The organism is Streptomyces sp. bgisy159, assembly GCF_057707805.1.
In genome coordinates this window covers 26907-44544 of the sequence record NZ_JBYIQX010000006.1, presented here as the reverse complement: position 1 = coordinate 44544, position 17638 = coordinate 26907, and the positions used below count along the sequence as shown (strand labels likewise).

17 protein-coding genes and 1 pseudogene are annotated in these 17638 nt (G+C 73.7%); 10 read left to right on the top strand and 8 right to left on the bottom strand.

Going from position 1 to position 17638, the window contains the following annotated elements:
- Positions 1-361 precede the first annotated feature (361 nt).
- Positions 362-1558, bottom strand: coding sequence for a streptophobe family protein (locus AC3ET3_RS08440; RefSeq protein WP_432138104.1), 1197 nt, complete (start codon positions 1556-1558; stop codon positions 362-364).
- Between the two features lie 302 nt (positions 1559-1860).
- Between AC3ET3_RS08440 and AC3ET3_RS08435 the strand changes: the two genes are divergently transcribed.
- Both AC3ET3_RS08435 and AC3ET3_RS08430 read left to right on the top strand, forming a co-directional pair.
- Positions 1861-3003, top strand: a complete 1143-nt coding sequence (locus AC3ET3_RS08435) for a DUF6777 domain-containing protein (protein ID WP_432138058.1) — start codon at positions 1861-1863, stop codon at positions 3001-3003.
- Between the two features lie 79 nt (positions 3004-3082).
- Complete coding sequence (locus AC3ET3_RS08430) at positions 3083-3538, top strand: ATP-binding protein (protein ID WP_432138059.1); 456 nt, start codon at positions 3083-3085, stop codon at positions 3536-3538.
- A 39-nt stretch (positions 3539-3577) separates the two neighbouring features.
- On the opposite strand, the gene AC3ET3_RS08425 is transcribed toward AC3ET3_RS08430, so the two are convergent.
- Positions 3578-4447: a SigB/SigF/SigG family RNA polymerase sigma factor gene (locus tag AC3ET3_RS08425; RefSeq protein WP_432138060.1), complete on the bottom strand. Its 870-nt coding sequence runs from the start codon at positions 4445-4447 to the stop codon at positions 3578-3580.
- A gap of 115 nt (positions 4448-4562) precedes the next feature.
- Here AC3ET3_RS08425 and AC3ET3_RS08420 point away from each other — a divergent pair, with 115 nt between their 5' ends.
- Positions 4563-4964, top strand: coding sequence for a helix-turn-helix domain-containing protein (locus AC3ET3_RS08420; protein WP_432138061.1), 402 nt, complete (start codon positions 4563-4565; stop codon positions 4962-4964).
- A 31-nt stretch (positions 4965-4995) separates the two neighbouring features.
- Here the strand turns inward: AC3ET3_RS08420 and AC3ET3_RS08415 are convergent, their stop codons facing one another.
- Both AC3ET3_RS08415 and AC3ET3_RS08410 read right to left on the bottom strand, forming a co-directional pair.
- The gene (locus AC3ET3_RS08415) at positions 4996-5598 is read right to left on the bottom strand and encodes a ClpP family protease (protein WP_432138062.1); all 603 of its coding nucleotides are present in this window, start codon (positions 5596-5598) and stop codon (positions 4996-4998) included.
- A gap of 1 nt (position 5599) precedes the next feature.
- A complete protein-coding gene (locus AC3ET3_RS08410; RefSeq protein WP_432157385.1) occupies positions 5600-6232 on the bottom strand; it encodes an ATP-dependent Clp protease proteolytic subunit in 633 nt (210 codons plus the stop codon).
- A gap of 254 nt (positions 6233-6486) precedes the next feature.
- Here AC3ET3_RS08410 and AC3ET3_RS08405 point away from each other — a divergent pair, with 254 nt between their 5' ends.
- The 3 genes from AC3ET3_RS08405 to AC3ET3_RS08395 all read left to right on the top strand — a co-directional run bounded on the left by AC3ET3_RS08405 (position 6487) and on the right by AC3ET3_RS08395 (position 8772).
- Entirely contained in the window at positions 6487-6969 is a 483-nt protein-coding gene (locus AC3ET3_RS08405; RefSeq protein WP_432138064.1) for a VOC family protein, read from the top strand.
- 264 nt (positions 6970-7233) lie between these two features.
- Positions 7234-8031, top strand: coding sequence for a VOC family protein (locus AC3ET3_RS08400; RefSeq protein WP_435611919.1), 798 nt, complete (start codon positions 7234-7236; stop codon positions 8029-8031).
- Between the two features lie 30 nt (positions 8032-8061).
- Complete coding sequence (locus tag AC3ET3_RS08395; RefSeq protein ID WP_432138066.1) at positions 8062-8772, top strand: ribonuclease H family protein; 711 nt, start codon at positions 8062-8064, stop codon at positions 8770-8772.
- A gap of 38 nt (positions 8773-8810) precedes the next feature.
- Here AC3ET3_RS08395 and melC2 read toward each other — a convergent pair whose 3' ends face one another.
- On the bottom strand, positions 8811-9635 hold the full coding sequence (melC2, locus tag AC3ET3_RS08390; protein WP_432138067.1) for a tyrosinase MelC2: 825 nt from the start codon (positions 9633-9635) through the stop codon (positions 8811-8813).
- Positions 9636-9668: 33 nt separating this feature from the next.
- Complete coding sequence (gene melC1, locus AC3ET3_RS08385; RefSeq protein WP_432157388.1) at positions 9669-10073, bottom strand: apotyrosinase chaperone MelC1; 405 nt, start codon at positions 10071-10073, stop codon at positions 9669-9671.
- A 326-nt stretch (positions 10074-10399) separates the two neighbouring features.
- Here melC1 and AC3ET3_RS08380 point away from each other — a divergent pair, with 326 nt between their 5' ends.
- The 3 genes from AC3ET3_RS08380 to AC3ET3_RS08370 all read left to right on the top strand — a co-directional run bounded on the left by AC3ET3_RS08380 (position 10400) and on the right by AC3ET3_RS08370 (position 13304).
- Positions 10400-11611 carry an FAD-dependent monooxygenase gene (locus AC3ET3_RS08380; protein WP_432138069.1) on the top strand — a complete coding sequence of 404 codons (1212 nt, stop codon included), beginning with the start codon at positions 10400-10402 and terminating at the stop codon, positions 11609-11611.
- Between the two features lie 99 nt (positions 11612-11710).
- Positions 11711-12694 carry an aldo/keto reductase gene (locus AC3ET3_RS08375; RefSeq protein WP_435611918.1) on the top strand — a complete coding sequence of 328 codons (984 nt, stop codon included), beginning with the start codon at positions 11711-11713 and terminating at the stop codon, positions 12692-12694.
- A 184-nt stretch (positions 12695-12878) separates the two neighbouring features.
- Positions 12879-13304: a DUF6328 family protein gene (locus tag AC3ET3_RS08370; RefSeq protein ID WP_432138105.1), complete on the top strand. Its 426-nt coding sequence runs from the start codon at positions 12879-12881 to the stop codon at positions 13302-13304.
- Between the two features lie 7 nt (positions 13305-13311).
- Here AC3ET3_RS08370 and AC3ET3_RS08365 read toward each other — a convergent pair.
- Positions 13312-14282: pseudogene (locus tag AC3ET3_RS08365) on the bottom strand (LLM class F420-dependent oxidoreductase).
- A 119-nt stretch (positions 14283-14401) separates the two neighbouring features.
- Here AC3ET3_RS08365 and AC3ET3_RS08360 point away from each other — a divergent pair.
- On the top strand, positions 14402-15829 hold the full coding sequence (locus AC3ET3_RS08360) for a serine hydrolase domain-containing protein (RefSeq protein WP_435611917.1): 1428 nt from the start codon (positions 14402-14404) through the stop codon (positions 15827-15829).
- On the opposite strand, the gene AC3ET3_RS08355 is transcribed toward AC3ET3_RS08360, so the two are convergent.
- Entirely contained in the window at positions 15821-17488 is a 1668-nt protein-coding gene (locus AC3ET3_RS08355) for a serine/threonine protein kinase (RefSeq protein ID WP_432157391.1), read from the bottom strand. The genes AC3ET3_RS08360 and AC3ET3_RS08355 overlap by 9 nt on opposite strands.
- Between the last annotated feature and the right edge of the window lie 150 nt (positions 17489-17638).

The following is a 17638-nucleotide window of genomic DNA, read 5'->3' as shown; positions in this document are numbered from 1 at the left end:
CTGCCGCCGGAGTGCGGCGCGGGCGGGGCCGGGCGGGGCCGGGCGGTGGCAACGCGGTTCTTCGCGGGCGGGACGGGCTGAAGGCTCGGTGTGCCGGGCTGCCGGCCGACGGGGCCGGCCGGCAGGTGGCGCCGGAGGGGACGTCGGCTGTGTTCCGGCCGGGCCGCCCGGCGGTCGCGCCGCCCGGGGCGCCGAGCGGGCAGGGAGCGGCGGCCACCGGTGCCACCGGCGCGTCGGACGCCCGGGGCCGGGGCGGCGACGTGGCCGAACGCCGTCGGCTGTTCCCGGGGCGAGGAGCCGGGGCGAGGAGCCGGGCCGCGCGCCGGTCGCCGGGCCGGGGCCGGCGCACCCCCGCGGGCGGTCAGCCGTGTGCCGCCGCCTCGTCCGGCACCGCACCGGGGTGACGCACCGGCCGGGACAGCAGGGCGCCGAGGAAGCCGGTGACCAGCCCCCACAGGGCGGCCAGGCCCAGGGCCGACCACAGCCGGGGCCGCAGGTACAGCTCACCCGCGAGGCCGCCGCCCAGATCCCCGATACCGAGCAGCGACAGCCCGTAGTGCGCGGAGAGGCGGCCCAGCAGGCAGATCATCAGCACCGTCAGTACCAGAGCCACCGCCATGCGCAGGGCGTGCCGCCAGGCGGCCACACCGGCCGGCGAGCGGGCCGCCATCACGAACGCCGCCGCCAGCAGCAGCACCGCCGCGGCCACCACGAGCCACCACGCCCGCGCGTCCTGCTCGGCGAGCGTGCCCACGTCGAGCTCGGTGTTGTCCCGGCCGCGCAGCACCTCGTCCAGGACATGCGGCATCGGCAGCCCGAACGGCCCTTCCACCCGCCCGTCCCAGGTGGCGCCCAGCCCGAGTGTGAACGCCAGCCACATCAGATTGGGCAGGCCCAGCAGCACCACCGCCAGCGTCTCGGCGGGGTGGCCCCGCGTGGCCGCCACGATCAGCGCGATCACCAGGCCGAGGCCCACGTAGGCGAGGAGCAGCAACACCATCGCGTGGGCCGCGGGTCGGACCGACCGCTGGAAGGGCAGCAGGCGCGCCGGCAGTGGGGCACCCCGCGAGACCAGCAGCGTCAGCACCAGCACTCCGGCGAGCCAGACCAGCCCGACGGCGAGGGTGCGCGGTACGTCGGTGGTGAAGCCGACCTGCGGCCGGATGCCGAACAGATCGGCGAGGTCGTTCACCTCGCCCTGGCCCAGCGAGATCGTGAAGGTCTGCCGGGCGGCGAGCGCCAGGCCGAGCAGCCCGAGCAGCCACACCACGGCGATCCGGGCCGCCCAGCCGGCCAGCTCACCGGCGTCGGCCACCGCACGGTGGCGCAGCGGCCGCAGGAAGCCGACGGCGACGACCAGGGCCCCGGTGAGGGTGACGGACAACGGGATCACGGCCAGATCGGCGCCCGTGCCCGCGAGCGGACCGGCGTCACCCGCGAGCTCGACGGTGCCGCCGACCGCGGTGACCACGGTCGCGGCGACCACCCGGGGGAAGGCGCGGTCCGGCAGGTCCGCGGCCCCGGCCGCCCAGAGGCCGAGCGCGGCCACGACGCTCATGGCGACCAGCCCGGCCAGGGCCGCGGCGAGCGCCCGCGCCCAGCCGGGCCGGGCGGCCTGCCAGGCTGAGGCGGCGGAGGGACGGTGCGTGCTCACCCTGTCACGCTAAGCAGACAGCGCCCGGAGCGCCTGCCGGGAGACCCGTCCGCGCGGCGGGGTCCTCGGTCGGGCGGTGAAAGCGCCGGCTGTCCGCTTGCGGTCGCCGCCCGCCTGGAGTTCACAATGGGGCATTGAATAATACATCCGGCATATCCGACATTCTTCTGCCGGAGTGTCGCAGGAAGTCGACGTCGGGAGATCCAGTGAGCGTCGAACCGCCGTCCTCCGGCCGTCCCACCGGCCCACCCTCCGGCCCGCTCTCGGGTCCCACCCGGCCCTCGGCGGGGCCGCCCTCGGGCCAGTCGTCCGGCCCGTCCGGCTCCTCGGGCCCTCCCTCGGGTCCACCCTCCCCACCGACCGGCGGCGGCCCGGAGGGCGGTCCGCCCGGGCCGCGCCGTCCCTGGTGGCGCTCCGCGCCCGGCATCGCCCTCGCGGTGGCCGTCGCCCTGGCCCTGGTGGCCCTCGGCATCGTCCTGACCCGCTCCGACGGCGGCGGCAAGGAGGCCGACGGCGAGGTGTTCCTGCAGGCGGCGAGCAAACCCGGTCCGGACCCGTTCACCGAGTCCACCGCCACGGACAGCTCCACCCAGCCCGTCTCGCCCAGCCCCGCCGCCACCTCCGAGGGCTCCAACGCCGTGACCGCCGTCGACGGCGGCACCGCCGGCCTGTACGGAGGCAACCGCAACGCCTCCAGCTGCGACGTCGAGAAGCAGATCCGCTTCCTGGCGGCCGCCCCCGACCGCAACCGGGCCTTCGCCTCCGTGGCCGCGGTCGCCCCCGCCGACGTGCCCGCCTACCTGCGGGGCCTCACCCCCGTGCAACTGCGCATGGACACCAGGGTCACCAACCACGGCTACCGCGACGGCGCCGCCACCAGCTACCAGGCCGTCCTGCAGACCGGCACCGCGGTCCTCGTGGACGGGCACGGCGTGCCCCGGGTGCGCTGCGCGTGCGGCAACCCGCTGACCCCGCCGGTCGCCCAGCAGGGCACACCGAAGCCCACCGGTGACTCCTGGCCGTCGTACCGCGCGTCGAACGTCGTGGTGGTCACGCCGTCGACCACGGTCGTGAACGTGTTCGTCCTGCACGACGACGACGGCGGCTGGTTCGCCCGGCCCCGCGGCGACACCGGCGGCAAGGACCGCCCCACCCGGCCGCCCGCCCAGCCGTCCCCGTCGGTGAGCGTCACCACGCCGAGCGCCTCGTCGTCCTCGCCGGCCTCACCGTCCTCGCCTCCCCCCAGCAGTGAGTCGCCCCCGCAGCCGCCGCCTTCGAGCAGCGAGGCGCCCCCGCCGCAGCCGTCACCCACGCCGCCGCAGTCCCCGCCGGGAGACTCGGCCCAGTGACGGGAGTGCGCGGCGCGCCACGGGGTACGAGCACAGGTGCAACAGCGTCCGGCCGGTCCGGCGTCGGAGAGAGAAGCGCATGATCGAACACCTGGGCGGGACAGTCGCACCGACTGGTTTCGACGTGCCCGTGGAACCGCTGCGGCGCGCGGAACACTACACCGGTGAACCGGGATGCATCGCCGAGGCCCGTTCCTTCGCCGCGCGGTTCGTCGAGCGGCTGCGCACCGACCGGTTCGCCGCCATCGACGACCGCACGGTCGAGGAGCTGATGCTGGTGGTGAGCGAACTGGTCACCAACGCGGAGCGGCACAGCAACGGTCCGTACATCCTGGAACTGGAAGGCACCGGCACCTCCGTCGCGGTGTCCGTGTACGACAGCAGCGACGCGCTGCCGCTGCGCTTCCCCAGGGACCCCCAGCGGATCGGCCGGCACGGTCTCGAGATAGTGCACGCCGTCGCCGCCGAGGTCAGCGCGGAACGCGTACCCGTCGGCAAGCGCGTCCGCGCGCTGCTGCGCCTCGACCACCCGTGACGGCGGACCCCGCGGGCGGGTGACCCGCCCGCGGGGCGTTCAGGCGCGGCCCGGTTCCTCCACCATCCCCCGGCGCAGACGGGTCAGGATCCGCTTGATGAGCCGGGACACGTGCATCTGCGAGCAGCCCAGGCGTTCCCCGATCTCCGCCTGGGTGGCCTCCTCCACGAACCGCAGATGCAGGATGCACCGGTCCCGCTCGCTCAGCCCCGCCACCAGCGGGGCCAGCGAGTGGACGTCCTCGACCAGCCCCAGCCCGTGCTCCTCGACACCGATGAAGTCGGCCAGCACCGCCTCGCCGCTGTCCGGGCCGTCCCCGGTGAGCGCGGCGTCCAGCGAGGCCGACGTGTAGCCGTTGGCCGCGATCTGCGCCTCCCTCACCTCCCGCTCCGGCAGGTTCAGCAGCATCGCCAGCTCCGCCACCGTCGGCTCCCGGTCCAGCCGGCCGGCCAGCTCCTCGCGCGCCTTGGCCAGTTCCACCCGCAGCTCCTGCAGCCGGCGCGGCACGTGCACGGCCCAGGTGGTGTCCCGGAAGAACCGCTTGATCTCGCCGAGGATGTACGGCAGCGCGAACGAGGTGAACTCCACCTCGCGGGACAGGTCGAACCGGTCGATGGCCTTGATCAGCCCGACCACCCCGGTCTGGACGATGTCCTCCATGTCGTCCCCGCGCCCGCGGAAGCGCCCGGCCGCGAACCGCACCAGCGAGATGTTCATCTCGATGAGCGTGTTGCGCGCGTACTGGTACTCCGGCGTGCCCTCCTCCAGCTCTCTGAGCCGGCGGAAGAACTGCCGGGACAACTCCCGGGCGTCGTGCGGGGCCACGCTCCGGGGGTCCACGACGGTCGCTTCCCCGGCGGTCCCTGTCCCGTCGGTTGCTGTTTCCGACCGCTTCACGGCGGTCCGCATGCCCTCAGTCACGAACGGCGCCTACCCGCCGTCGCCCGACGCATGCCTGCCCGAATTCACCGAGGGCGCAACGCCGTACGCTTTCCGCCACGGCGTCAACTCCTAGGCTGGGCAGGTGACCAACCAAGTGCCGAACCAGTCCCGAGCCCTCCCGCCGCGCCCGGTCCGGGAGCGCCCGAGCCCCTCGTCCCCGCCCCGGCAGCCGCGTGCCGCGGAACCTCTGTGGCGCGATCTGGTCGGTGACGTCCTGCGCCGGGAACGCCTCGCCCAGGAACGCACCCTGAAGGACGTCGCCGACGCCGCCCGCATCTCCATGCCGTACCTGTCGGAGGTGGAGCGCGGCCGCAAGGAGGCCTCCTCAGAGGTCCTCGCGGCCGCGGCGCACGCCCTGGGCCTCGGCCTCGGCGACCTGCTGGCGCGGGCGCACGGCGAACTGGTCCGGCTCGGCAGCCGTACCGCGCCCGGCGTCCGCACCTCCGCCCGCACCCCCCACGGCGGTCTGTGCCTGGCCGCCTGACGTCCTGTCGGGGATGCCCTCGGCCGGCGCCTCACACCACCGTGAGACGCCGGCTCAGCACCTCGTCGGCCAGTCCGTAGGCCACCGCCTCCCGCGCGGTGAACACCTTGTCGCGGTCCATGTCCGCCCGCAGCGTGGCCACCTCGTGTCCGGTGTGCCGGGCCAGCACCTCCTCCACCTGGGAACGGATCCGGACCATCTCCTTGGCCTGCAGCGCCAGATCCGACACCGTGCCCTGCCGGCCGCCGCTCGCCGGCTGCCCGAGCAGCACCCGCGCGTGCTCCAGCACGAACCGTCGCCCCGGATCCCCGCCGGCCAGCAGCACGGCCGCCGTCGACGCCGCCTGCCCCACGCAGAACGTCGAGATCGGCGCCCGAACGAACGTCATGGTGTCGTAGATGGCCATCAGCGAGGTGAACGCGCCGCCGGGCGAGTTGATGTAGACCGCGATCTCGTTGTCCGGCTCCGCCGACTCCAGGTGCAGCAGCTGCGCGATCACCACGTTGGCGACGCCGTCGTCGATCTCGGTGCCGAGGAAGATGATCCGCTCGCTCAGGAGCCTGCTGAACACGTCGAAGGACCGCTCGCCGCGCGGGGTCCGCTCGACGACGTTCGGAATCGTGTAGCTCCCCATGTCACAGCCCCGTCCGTCGCCTGGCCGCGACCGGGCGGACGTCGGCGAGCGACTCCACGATCCGGTCCACGATGCCGTACTCCCGTGCCTCCTCGGCGGTGAACCAGCGGTCGCGGTCGCCGTCCCGGGCGATGCTCTGAGGGGTCTGCCCGGTGTGCTCGGCGGTGATCCGCTCGATGGTCCGCTTGGTGAACTCGTGGTTCTGCGCCTGGATCTCGATGTCCGCGGTGGTGCCGCCGATCCCCGCCGACGGCTGGTGCATCATGATCCGCGCGTTCGGCAGCGCGTACCGCTTGCCGGCCGTGCCGACGCTGAGCAGGAACTGCCCCATGCTCGCGGCGAACCCCATGGCCAGGGTGACCACGTCGTTGGGGATCAGCCGCATCGTGTCGTAGATGGCCAGGCCGGCGTGGACCGAGCCGCCCGGGCTGTTGATGTACAGGCCGATGTCGGTGTGCGGGTCCTCCGCCGACAGGATCAGCAACTGGGCGCAGACCCGGTTGGCGGAGACCTCGTCGACCTGGGTGCCCAGGAACACGACGCGCTGGCCCAGCAGTTGGGCGGCGAGGTGGTCGTCGAACCGGGTGGGCGGGGTGTCGCCCTCCTCGGCCCGGGGGGTGAGCGCGGTGAGCATCGGGGTCGTCCCTCCGTGAGGTGGTTGTCGTCCCCTCCACTGTCGGCCGCGCGGGCCCGCAGCGGCCGGTTCCTCTGCCCGCGGCAGATTCGCCCTGGGCAGAGCGCCGGACCGGCCCCGGCGCCGGGGGCCCGCTGCACCGCCGCGCGAGGAGCGCCGCGAGATCCGGACGGCGGATCCGCCGCCCGGCGATGAGTTCCGGAGGCCGCACCGGTCAATACAGGTGACAGCGATCCCCGCAGCAGGAGGTACTCATGACGACCGACGGATTCACCACGTGTCTCTGGTTCGACACCGAGGCCGAGGAGGCCGCCCACTTCTACGTCTCGGTCTTCAAGAACGCGCGCGTCGGCAAGGTCACCCACTACCTCGAGGGCGCCCCCCGCCCCGCGGGAACCGTGATGACCGTCGACTTCACGGCCAACGGTCAGCGGTTCGTCGCGCTCAACGGCGGCCCCGAGTTCAAGTTCAACGAGGCGATCTCCTTCCAGATCGAGTGCGACGACCAGAACGAGGTCGACCACTACTGGAGCAGGCTCACCGAAGGCGGCGGCGAGCCCGGCCCCTGCGGCTGGCTCAAGGACAGGTACGGCGTGTCCTGGCAGGTGGTACCCAAGGTCCTCCTCCAGATGGTCGGCGACCCGGACCCGGAGCGCGCCACCCGCACCATGGGGGCCATGCTCGCGATGGGCAAGCTGGACATCGCCGCCCTGCGCAGGGCGTACGACGGCGAGTGACCCGGCGCTCGCGCGGACCCGGGTCGGCCGTGAACGGCCGGTACCACCCGGGCCGCGCCCCCGCCGGGCCGGAGAACCACCACGGCACCCCGCGGTCACGGCCGACCGCCGTGCGCCTCCCCGGCGCCACGGTCACCGACCGGGACCGCGCGCGGAGCCAAGCTCCGCCGTCCGTTCGGACGGCCCCGCTCGGCGCGCGGGCCGCCCGGCGGATGGCTAGCGTGAGAAAACGGACAATCCCTCTCATCGGAAGGGCCGCCAGTCATGGCCGCACCACCTGAAGGAACCCCCTGCTGGGCCGACGCTATGTTCAGCGACGTCGAGGGGGCCAAGCGTTTCTACGGCGAGGTCCTGGGCTGGACCTTCGGCGAGGCGTCGTCCGAGTACGGCAACTACACCCAGGCCTACGCGGACGGCAAGGCGGTCGCGGCGGTCGTACCGCCGATGCCCGGCCAGGAGAGCCAGTCGCAGTGGTGTCTGTACCTCGCCTCGCCGGACGCCGCCGCCACCGCCGCCAAGATCCGGGACAACGGCGGCGAGGTCCTGATGGGGCCCATGGAGGTCGGCGAGTTCGGTTCCATGCTGATCGCCCGGGAACCGAGCGGGGCGGTCTTCGGCGTCTGGCAGGCCGGCACCCACGAGGGCTTCGAGGCGACAGGAGTGCCCGGCGCCTACGCCTGGGCCGAGTTCTTCACCCGGGAGCCCGAGCGCACGGACGCCTTCCTGCCCGCCGTCTTCCCCTACGCGGTGAAGCGGATGCAGGACGACGCCATGGACTACCGGATGTTCGACGTCGGCGGCGACACGGTCCTCGGCCGGATGAAGATGACCGACGACTTCCCGCCCGAGGTGCCGCCGTACGTCAACGTCTACTTCGCCGTCCCCGACTGCGACGCGGCCGTCGCCCGGGCGACCGAGCTGGGCGCCACCCTCCGGTTCGGTCCGCAGAGCAGCCCCTTCGGCCGTTTCGCCGCCCTCAGCGACCCGCAGGGCGCCGCCTTCACGGTGATCGACACGAGCACCACGGAGGGTGACATGCCGAAGGTCGCGGACGTGCCGTAGCGCGGGTCCGGACGTCACCGCGGCCATGGCATGATCGTGCCCATGGGTGAACATGCTGTGGCCGCGTGCGACGGGGCTTCCAAGGGCAACCCCGGACCGGCCGGCTGGGCCTGGGTGGTCGCCGACGACTCCGGGACGCCCGCCCGCTGGGAGGCCGGACCGCTCGGCCGGGCCACCAACAACGTGGCCGAGCTGACCGCGCTGGAGCGGCTGCTGGCGGCCACCGACCCGGCGGTGCCGCTGGAGATCCGGATGGACTCCCAGTACGCCATGAAGGCCGTCACCACCTGGCTACCCGGCTGGAAGCGCAACGGCTGGAAGACCGCCGCCGGCAAGCCGGTCGCCAACCAGGACCTCGTGGTGCGCATCGACGAACTCCTCGCCGGCCGCTCCGTGGAGTTCCGCTACGTCCCCGCCCACCAGGTCGACGGCGACCGGCTGAACGACTTCGCCGACCGCGCCGCCAGCCAGGCCGCCGGTGTCCAGGAGGCGGCGGGCAGCGCCCTCGGCTCACCCGAGCCGCCGCCCTCCCCGGACACCCCGAAGTCCGCGGCCCCGCGGGGACGCGGCGCCGGGGCCAAGTCCTCCCAGCGGCGCGCCGGTTCGTCGTCGTCGCGCACGATCAAGGCCAAGTTCCCCGGCCGCTGTGTGTGCGGACGCCCCTACGCGGCCGGCGAGCAGATCGCCAAGAACGACCAGGGCTGGGGTCACCCGGAGTGCCGCACCGCTTCCCCCTCCTGATCGCGCCACCCGGGAGGCGCGCCTGACACGTCGAACGGTCAGTCGGTGTCGAACGTGTAGAACCGCGTGTGGTCCAGCAGGTCCGCCGGGCGCACGTCGTTCCAGGGCTTCATCGTCTCCTCCAGGTCGACCACGTCCGGGGTGCCCGCCGCCGGCAGGTACGCCGCGTCGGGGTGCCGGCGGCGCCACTCGGCCCACAGCTTGTCGACGAAGGCGTGGTGCAGCCAGAACACCGGGTCGTTGGGGGAGACCCCGGTGGCCATCTGGCCGCCCACCCACACGTGCACCCGGTTGTGCAGGTTGACGCCGCGCCAGCCCTCCAGGTGGTTGCGGAAGCCGTCCGAGGCGCTGTTCCACGGCGCCATGTCGTACGTCTCCATCGCCAGGACCGACTCCACCTCCGCCCGGGTCGGCAGCTCCCGCACGCTCACCCCGAGCGAGCGCCGCAGGTACGCGCGGCCGTCGACGCGGACGTTGATCGGCCAGTCCCCGGCGACGGCGGCGAACGGGCCGTCCGTGACCCGGCCGTCCCGGCTGCGCCCGGTGCCGCCGAGGAAGTCCGGCGCCCACAGCGAGGCGCGGGTCGAGCGGTCGGTGGACCAGTCCCAGTAGGGCAGCGCCACCGAGGCGTCCACGGACTGCAGGGCGCGCTCGAACTCCAGCAGGAATCTGCGGTGCCAGGGCAGGAACGACGGCGAACGGTGACCGGTGCGCTCGCCGTAGTCGGAGTCGGACATGACGAAGGCGTTGTGCGTCCTGACGAAGGCGTCGTAGCGGCCGCTGCGCTTCAGCTCCAGGACGGCCCCGACGAATCGGCGCTTCTCGTCGGCGGTCAGGGTGGCCTGGTTCTTGCGGACGGTCATGTGCTGGTTGCTCCAGGTGTGCGGTGGCGGCGGTCAGTTGGCGGTGAACGGCAGCAGCTCGGCGCCCTGCAGTTCGTCGACCGCGGCGCGCGCCGCGGCGTGCGGGGTGGCCACCGGGTCGTAGTGGCTGACCACGCTGATCCAGCTGCCGTCGGCGTTGCGCATGACATGCAGCTCCACGCCGTCGACGGACACGGCGTAGCCGGCACCGTGGTGACCGCCGTGGTGGCCGCCGCCGGTGGTGGGACGGCCCTGTATCCGGCGGCCCTTGTAGACCTCGTCGAAGGGCCCCGGCACGCCCTGCGGGTGCCCGGAGTGCCCGGTGTGCGGACCCTGTCCGGTTGCCGCGGCGGCCGGCGCGACGGCCGCGGCGACGCCCGCGGTCGCCGTGAGGGCGGCCGCGGCGGACAGCGCGCGGCGACGGGTGAGTTCCGACATGCAAAGCCTCCTGAGGGGGGTGGTCCGGTCGAGACCCCGCATGCCTATCGGGCCGGTCGACAACGGGGGAAGTTCCCCCGGACGGGTTGGCTGCGATCCGGACAATTGCCCAGATGTCGTACGGAGTTGAACAAGAATGATCTTGTTGCGGCGCCCGCCCCGGCCGGGCTGGAGCGGGGAATTCCTTCCAGCGGAAGCGCTGTCTTCGGTGATCTTTCGTCCGCCGTGATCGTGGTGATGGTGTGCGTCACGTGTGAAAACTGACGCGATCCGCCTGCTACTCTGCGTCGTCACACAGCCACGACTCGTAACTCCCAGGGGTGCGCGTGAAGGTCGCCTGCGTCGGCGGCGGGCCCGCCGGCCTGTATCTCTCGATCCTGCTCAAGCGCCAGGATCCGTCCCACGACATCACCGTCCACGAGCGCGACCCGGAGGGCTCCACCTACGGGTGGGGGGTCACCTACTGGCGGGAACTGCTCGACAGACTCCGCCACCACGACCCCGAGTCCGCCCGCGCCCTCGACGCCCACTCCGTGCGCTGGGACGAGGGCGTCGCCCACGTGCGCGACCTGGCCACCCGCCGGCCCGGCGACGAGGGCCACGGCATCGGCCGCCACCGCCTCCTGGAACTCCTCGCACACCGCGCCCGCAGTCTGGGCGTCGAACTGCGCCACGAGGACGAGGTCGGCCCCGACCGTCTCCCCGAGGCCGACCTGGTCGTCGCGAGCGACGGCGTCCACAGCGCCCTGCGCGGCCGGTACGCCGACCACTTCGGCACCCGCCTCACCCCGGGCCGCAACCGCTACATCTGGCTCGGCACCACCAAGGTCTTCGACTCCTTCACCTTCGCCTTCGTGGAGACCGGGCACGGCTGGATCTGGTGCTACGGCTACCCCTACGGCCCCGGAAACAGCACCTGCGTCGTCGAGTGCGGCCCCGAGACCTTCACCGGGCTCGGCCTCGACGGGGCCGACGAGGCGGACGGCCTGGCCCGGCTGGAGAAGCTCTTCGCGCACATCCTCGACGGACACCCCCTCATCGGGCAGGACCCGGCCCACGGACCGGCGCCCTGGCGCACCTTCCGCACCCTGACCAACCGCACCTGGTACCGCGACAACCTGGTTCTGGTCGGCGACGCCGCGCACACCACCCACTACTCCACCGGCGCCGGCACCACGCTCGCCCTGGAGGACGCCATGGCCCTCGCCGGCGCCCTGCGCGCCCACCGCGAACTGCCGCACGCCCTCGCCGAGTACGAGCGCATCCGCAAGGCCGCCCTGCTGCCGGTGCAGAGCGCCGCCCGCTACAGCGCCCAGTGGTACGAGAACCTCACCCGCTACATCGACCTCCCGCCCGAGCACATGTTCGCCCTGCTCGGTCAGCGCCACTCGCCGCTGCTGCCGCACGTCCCGCCGCAGCTCTACTACCGGCTGGACCGTGCCGCCGGACAGTTCGACTCCCTGCGCCGCCTCAAGCGCTGGCTCGGCCCCCGGGTCGCCCGCACCGTGCACGCGAGGACACTCGCCCCGCGCGAGTGACCCGGGCCCGAAAACGGGCGGTCACCGTCACCCGACCGCCCGGCGCCGGGCGGCGGGGCCCGTTCCGCGGCGGGGCCCTCCGGATGGCAGACTGACGCCATGGACGAGCGCGTATTCGGCAGGTCTGGTCAGCACGCCTCCGTCGTCGGTCTCGGCACCTGGCAGCTGGGCGCCGACTGGGGCGACGTGGACGACAAGGAGGCCCTGAGGGTCCTGGAGACGGCGGCCGAGTCGGGGGTCACCTTCTTCGACACCGCCGACGTCTACGGGGACGGGCGCAGCGAGCAGACCATCGCCGCCTTCCTGCGTGGCCGCCCCGATCTGCGGATGCTCGTCGCGACCAAGATGGGCCGCCGCGTCGACCAGATCCCCGAGAACTACGTCCTGGACAACTTCCGCGCCTGGAACGACCGTTCCCGGCGCAACCTCGGCGTGGACCGGCTCGACCTGGTCCAGCTGCACTGCCCGCCCACCCCCGTCTACTCCACCGACGAGGTCTTCGACGCCCTCGACACCCTGGTCGCGGAGGAGCGCGTGGCCGCCTACGGCGTCAGCGTGGAGACCTGCGCCGAGGCCCTCACCGCCATCGCGCGCCCCGGTGTGGCCAGCGTGCAGATCATCCTCAACCCGTTCCGGATGAAGCCGCTGTACGAGGTCCTGCCCGCCGCCCGCGCGGCAGGCGTCGGCATCATCGCCCGGGTACCGCTGGCCTCCGGCCTGCTGTCCGGCAAGTACACCAAGGACACCGTCTTCCCGGCCGACGACCACCGCACCTACAACCGCCACGGCGAGGCCTTCGACATGGGCGAGACCTTCTCCGGCGTCGACTACGAGACCGGCGTCGAGGCCGCCGTCGAGTTCGCCGGCCTCGCCCCCGAGGGTTTCACCCCGGCCCAGCTCGCGCTGCGCTGGATCATCGACCAGCCCGGCGTCACCACCGTCATCCCGGGCGCGCGCTCACCCGAGCAGGCCCGCGCCAACGCGGCCGCCGCCGGGCTGCCCCCGCTGTCCGTCGAGAGCCTGGCCGCGATCCGCGACCTGTACGAGCGGCGGATCAAGGACCAGGTCGAGACCCGCTGGTAGCCGGCCGGGCGCGGCGCACGGGACGGCGGCCGTTACCTGGGTACTCGCGGGAGCAGCACAGGCCCGCGAGGGCGGAACTCGACCCGGGACACCGGGAGAACCGGGAGGACAGGTGACGGCCAAGGCAAGGGACGGTCGGCCGCGAACCGGCCGCGACGAGTCCGAGGAGGAACGCGCCGACCGGATGTGGGGCGAGCTGATCCAGGAGGTCCGGGTCGCCCAGACCGGCGTGCAGATCCTGTTCGGCTTCCTGCTCACCGTCGTGTTCACACAGCGGTACACGACGCTCGCGGACACCGAGAAGGCGATCTACATCGCCACGGTGGTGCTGGGGTCGTGCGCCACCGGTGCCCTGATCGGACCGGTCTCCCTGCACCGCCTGGTGTCGGGGCGCCGGGTGAAGCCCCAGGCGGTGCGCTGGGCGTCCCGGATGACCTTCGTCGGTCTGGTCCTGCTGCTCATCACCATGACCGCCTCACTGCTGCTGATCCTCCGGGTGGCCACCCACGACTCCCTCGTGCCCTGGCTCGTCGTCCCGGTGGTCTGCTGGTACGGCCTGTGCTGGTTCGTGCTGCCGCTGTGGACGCGGCGCCGCTACACCGCCCGCTGAGCGCCGCTCACGCGAACGCCTCCCGCAGCGCGGGCAGCAGTGCCTTCTCCGACCAGTCCAGGAACGCCCGCTGCGCGTCCCCGCCGATCTGCACCAGGGCGACCTCGGTGAACCCGGCGTCCACGTAGGGGCGCACCGCCTCCACGAAGTCATCGGGGTCGTCGCCGCAGGGGATGCTGCCGGCCACGTCGTCCGGGGTGACGAACTGGGTCGCCGACTCGAAGGAGTCCGGGTGCGGCAGCTCCGAGTTCACCTTCCAGCCGCTGCCGAACCAGCGGAACTGCGCGTGGGCCCGCTTCACCGCCGTGTCGCGGTCGGGGTCGTGGCAGACCGGGAGCTGTCCCACGCGCGGCTTGCCCGAACCGCCGTACCGGTCGAACCCGTCGAGCAGACCCGGCTTCGGCTCGGTGGCGATGAGCAGGTCGGCCAGCTCTCCCGCGAGCCGGCACGAGCGCTCGCCGGAGACGGCGATGCCGATCGGCGGCGGCTCCTGGGGCAGGTCCCACAGCCGGGCCGAGTCCACGTCGAAGTGCGTGCCGTGCCGCGTGACGTGGCCGCCCCCGAACAGCGCGCGGATGATCTCCACGGCCTCCTGGAGCATCTCGTGCCGAACGTCCACCGAGGGCCGGCCGGCCCCCACCACGTGCTCGTTGAGGTTCTCCCCGGACCCCAGCCCGAGCCGGAAGCGGCCCTCGGACAGCAGCTGCGTCGTGGCCGCCTTCTGGGCCACCAGCGCCGGGTGGTAGCGCATGGTCGGACAGGTCACGTACGTCATGAGCGGAATGCGCTCCGTGGCCTGCGCGGCGGCGCCCAGCACGCTCCACGCGTACGGGGCGTGTCCCTGGGAGCGCAGCCACGGGAAGTAGTGGTCCGAGGTCACCGAGAAGTCGAACCCGGCCTCCTCGGCACCCACCACGTGCCCACCAGCTCACGCGGTCCGGCCTGCTCGGTCATCATCGTGTATCCGATTCGCACCATGCGGCCCGAGTCCCCGGCGCGCCGACGCGAAAACGGCCCGCAGGCACCCGGCGGCCACCGCCCGCCCGACACCGCGACGCGGGGTCTAATATATGTGCGCGTCGGGTGAGGATGTGGTCATGACCCTGACCGTGAGCACTCCCGCCGCCCAGGGCGTCGCCGCCACCGACGTCCTGGCCTTCCTGGACGCCGTGGAAGCCGCCGACGGCATCCAGCCGCACAGCCTGACCATCGTCCGGCACGACCGGGTCGTCGCCACCGGCTGCTGGGCGCCGTACACCCCCGAGCGCCGGCGGCTGCTGTACTCGGTGAGCAAGAGTTTCACGGCCACGGCCGCCGGACTCGCCCTCGCCGAGGGGCTGATCCGCCTGGACGACCCGGTGATCTCGTACTTCCCGGAACTCGACGCCGAGATCACCGACCCGCGCAGCCGCGCCATGCTGGTCCGGCACGTGGCGTCCATGGCCAGCGGGCACGAGGCAGAGACCCTGGACCGGGCGCGCGCCCTCGGCGGCGGTGACCTGGTGCGCGGCTTCCTCCTGGTGCCCCCGGACCGCGACCCGGGCACCGTCTTCGCCTACAACCAGCCCGCCACCTTCACTCTCGCCGCGATCCTCCAGCGGGTCACCGGGCAGACCCTCACCGACTACCTGCGGCCGCGGCTGCTGGACCCGCTCGGTATCGGCGACGTCACCTGGCTGACCGACCGGTCCGGGCGGCAGCTCGGCTTCAGCGGCCTGCACGCCCCGGCGGACGCGCTCGCCCGGCTGGGCCTGCTGTACCTGCGCCGCGGCGTGTGGGACGGCGAGCGGCTGCTGTCGCCGCAGTGGGTCGCCGAGGCGACCCGGGCACACATCGCGACGGCCGGAGTCATGGCGGGCGACGACCGGCAGGACTGGGACCGCGGCTACGGCTTCCAGTTCTGGCGCTCCCGGCACGGCTACCGTGCCGACGGCGCCTACGGCCAGTTCGCCCTCGTCCTGCCGGAACACGACGCCGTGATCGCGCTGACCGCGGCCACCGTCGACATGCAGGGCCTGCTGCACCTGGTCTGGGACCGTCTGCTGCCCGCCTTCCGCGCCGCGCCGCCGCCCGGCCAGGACGACGCGGAAGCGGCCCTCGCCGAGCGGTTGGCCGGGCTGGCGTTGCCACCCGCCCCCGGCAAGCCCGCACCGCCGGAGCGGGCCGGGCACTGGTCGGGCGCCGCCTTCACCCGGTCCGGCGGTGACGGCGCGGACCAGCCCGGGCTGCGCGGCGCCACCGTCACCGAGGACGACGACGGCTGGAGGCTCACCCTCCAGGAAGAGGGCCACTCCCTGCGGCTGCCCCTCGGACCGGGCGGCTGGACGGTCCACGAACGGCCGCTGCCGGTCGCGGTCAGCGGAGGCTGGAGCGACGGCGACACCCTCGCCGTGGACGTGCAGTTCCTCGAGACCCCGCACCGCCTGCGGGTGGCCTGCTCGCGGGCCGAGGGCACCTTCACCGCGCGCTGGCACACCACCCCGCTGCACCCCGGACCGCTCACCTCGCTGCGCGCCTCACGCTGAGCCCGGCCGGAAGGTGGTGAGGAAGGTGTCCAGGGCCTGCCGGTTCGCCGCCTCGTCCCAGTCGGCGGCCGGGGTGCTCCAGCGCAGCGAGAAGCCGCGCCGACCGCCGAGCAGGAACCCCCGGCCGAAGGTACGCACCCGGGTGCCGGCCACATCGGTGAGCCACTCCATGTCGGCCGCCCGGCTCCCCAGGTACGTCGTCGCCCGGATCGCACCGAGCCGCCGGAACCCGGCCTCCCGCCGCAGCACCGGTTCCACGTCGTCGCGCCAGACGGCCACCGGGTCGGGGCCGACGCGTTCGCTGTAGGTCACCGCGAGGGTGCGCGGATCGCCGTCCTTGCCGAAGGTGACCCGGTAGGCCAGGTCGGCCTGGCGGTCGGTGGCCAGTACCCGCCAGCCCTCGGGGAGCGACACGGAGAAGCCGAGGGGGGAGCGGTAGGGCGCGAAACCGCCGGCCGGCCTCGGGGCGGTCGCCGACGCCGCGGGTGACGACGGGGGCGACGACGGCGCGGTGGGGGAGGCGGAGGGGGGCGAGGACGGCGGGGAGTCCGTCGGCGACGGCGACGGGGCCGCCGGGGTGCCCGGCGCGGCGGAGCCACCGGGCGTCGCTCCCGACGCCCCCGGCGTCCCGGACTCCGTGGGGCGGGTGTGGGCCGCGGCCTCGGAGGGACCGCCGTCGGTACCGGACATCCGCTGGGTCACCGCGACCGCGGCGACCGCCACCGTGAGCACCGCCAGCGCGGTCCCGGTGGCCAGCATCACCCGCCCGCTCCCGCGCGGCACGGCCCACCGGAGGAGCGGGTACGCCCGCAGCGGCACCGTCCGCGCCCCCTCGCGTGAATCCTCCTCGACGGCCCGGGCGAGCGCCTGGCGCACCACCGCCCGGTTGGGCCGCTCCCGTGAGTCCTTGCGCAGCAGCCCCTGCACGATGGCGGTGAGCGGACCCGCCCGCAGCGGCGGGCGCAGCGGCAGCCGGTCCACCCCCCGCAGCGTGCCCTCGGGGCGGTCCCGGTCCCGGAACGGCGGCCGCCCCTCCACCATGGTGTACAGCAGCGCCCCGAGCGCCCACAGGTCGGCCGCCGGCCCGATCCGCTCGTCGCGGGCCTGTTCGGGAGAGGCGTACGACGGGGCCGCCAGACGCGGCACGAGGGCCGCGCCGGCCAGGCCGAAGCCGGTGAGCACCACCGGCCCGCGCTCACGCAGGAACACCTGGCCGGGGCTCAGCTCGCCGTGCGTGATGCCCTCACCGTGCGCCGCCTCCAGAACCCCGAGCACCTCCAGCCCGATCCCGGCAGCCCGGGCCGGCGGGAAGTCCCGCCTCTGGGCGAGGAGCTGACCGAGCGGCCGGCCGTCGATCCACTCGGTCACGGTCCACAGCGCGCCGTCCTGCGCCACCGCGTCCAGCGCGGCGGCGATCCGGCCGGGGCACAGCCGGGCCATCGTCTCGGACATCCGCAGCACCCGGTCCGCCGCCCGGCGCACGTCCTCCTCGCCCATGCCGTCCGGCAGCCCCACCCGGGTCACCACGCACGGGCGCGTCTTGGGGACGTCCTCCGCGTACCAGGTGACACGGTTCGTCTCCCGGTGGACGACGTCGAGGAGCCGGTACCTCCCGGCCACCAACCCGGACGTGGCGACCCGCGCCTTCACCATGGCCATCCCTCGCTGAACCGCCGGAGCTCTCCCTTTCCCAGAGGTACGACGGGCGCGGCGGCACGCGTTCAACGGAACCGCACATCCGCAGCGATTCCTGTCCTTCGTTCAATTCCGGCGGTCAGGTGTGCGACATCCGCGGGGCGCGCGCACCGG

Coding starts and splice junctions, on each gene's coding strand:
- AC3ET3_RS08440 (WP_432138104.1), bottom strand. CDS start 1,558: ATGAGCGTCGTGGCCGCGCTCGGCCTCTGGGCGGCCGGGGCCGCGGAC.
- AC3ET3_RS08430 (WP_432138059.1), top strand. CDS start 3,083: ATGATCGAACACCTGGGCGGGACAGTCGCACCGACTGGTTTCGACGTG.
- AC3ET3_RS08425 (WP_432138060.1), bottom strand. CDS start 4,447: ATGCGGACCGCCGTGAAGCGGTCGGAAACAGCAACCGACGGGACAGGG.
- AC3ET3_RS08415 (WP_432138062.1), bottom strand. CDS start 5,598: ATGGGGAGCTACACGATTCCGAACGTCGTCGAGCGGACCCCGCGCGGC.
- AC3ET3_RS08410 (WP_432157385.1), bottom strand. CDS start 6,232: ATGCTCACCGCGCTCACCCCCCGGGCCGAGGAGGGCGACACCCCGCCC.
- AC3ET3_RS08405 (WP_432138064.1), top strand. CDS start 6,487: ATGACGACCGACGGATTCACCACGTGTCTCTGGTTCGACACCGAGGCC.
- AC3ET3_RS08400 (WP_435611919.1), top strand. CDS start 7,234: ATGGCCGCACCACCTGAAGGAACCCCCTGCTGGGCCGACGCTATGTTC.
- AC3ET3_RS08395 (WP_432138066.1), top strand. CDS start 8,062: ATGATCGTGCCCATGGGTGAACATGCTGTGGCCGCGTGCGACGGGGCT.
- melC2 (WP_432138067.1), bottom strand. CDS start 9,635: ATGACCGTCCGCAAGAACCAGGCCACCCTGACCGCCGACGAGAAGCGC.
- melC1 (WP_432157388.1), bottom strand. CDS start 10,073: ATGTCGGAACTCACCCGTCGCCGCGCGCTGTCCGCCGCGGCCGCCCTC.
- AC3ET3_RS08375 (WP_435611918.1), top strand. CDS start 11,711: ATGGACGAGCGCGTATTCGGCAGGTCTGGTCAGCACGCCTCCGTCGTC.
- AC3ET3_RS08370 (WP_432138105.1), top strand. CDS start 12,879: ATGTGGGGCGAGCTGATCCAGGAGGTCCGGGTCGCCCAGACCGGCGTG.
- AC3ET3_RS08360 (WP_435611917.1), top strand. CDS start 14,402: ATGACCCTGACCGTGAGCACTCCCGCCGCCCAGGGCGTCGCCGCCACC.
- AC3ET3_RS08355 (WP_432157391.1), bottom strand. CDS start 17,488: ATGGCCATGGTGAAGGCGCGGGTCGCCACGTCCGGGTTGGTGGCCGGG.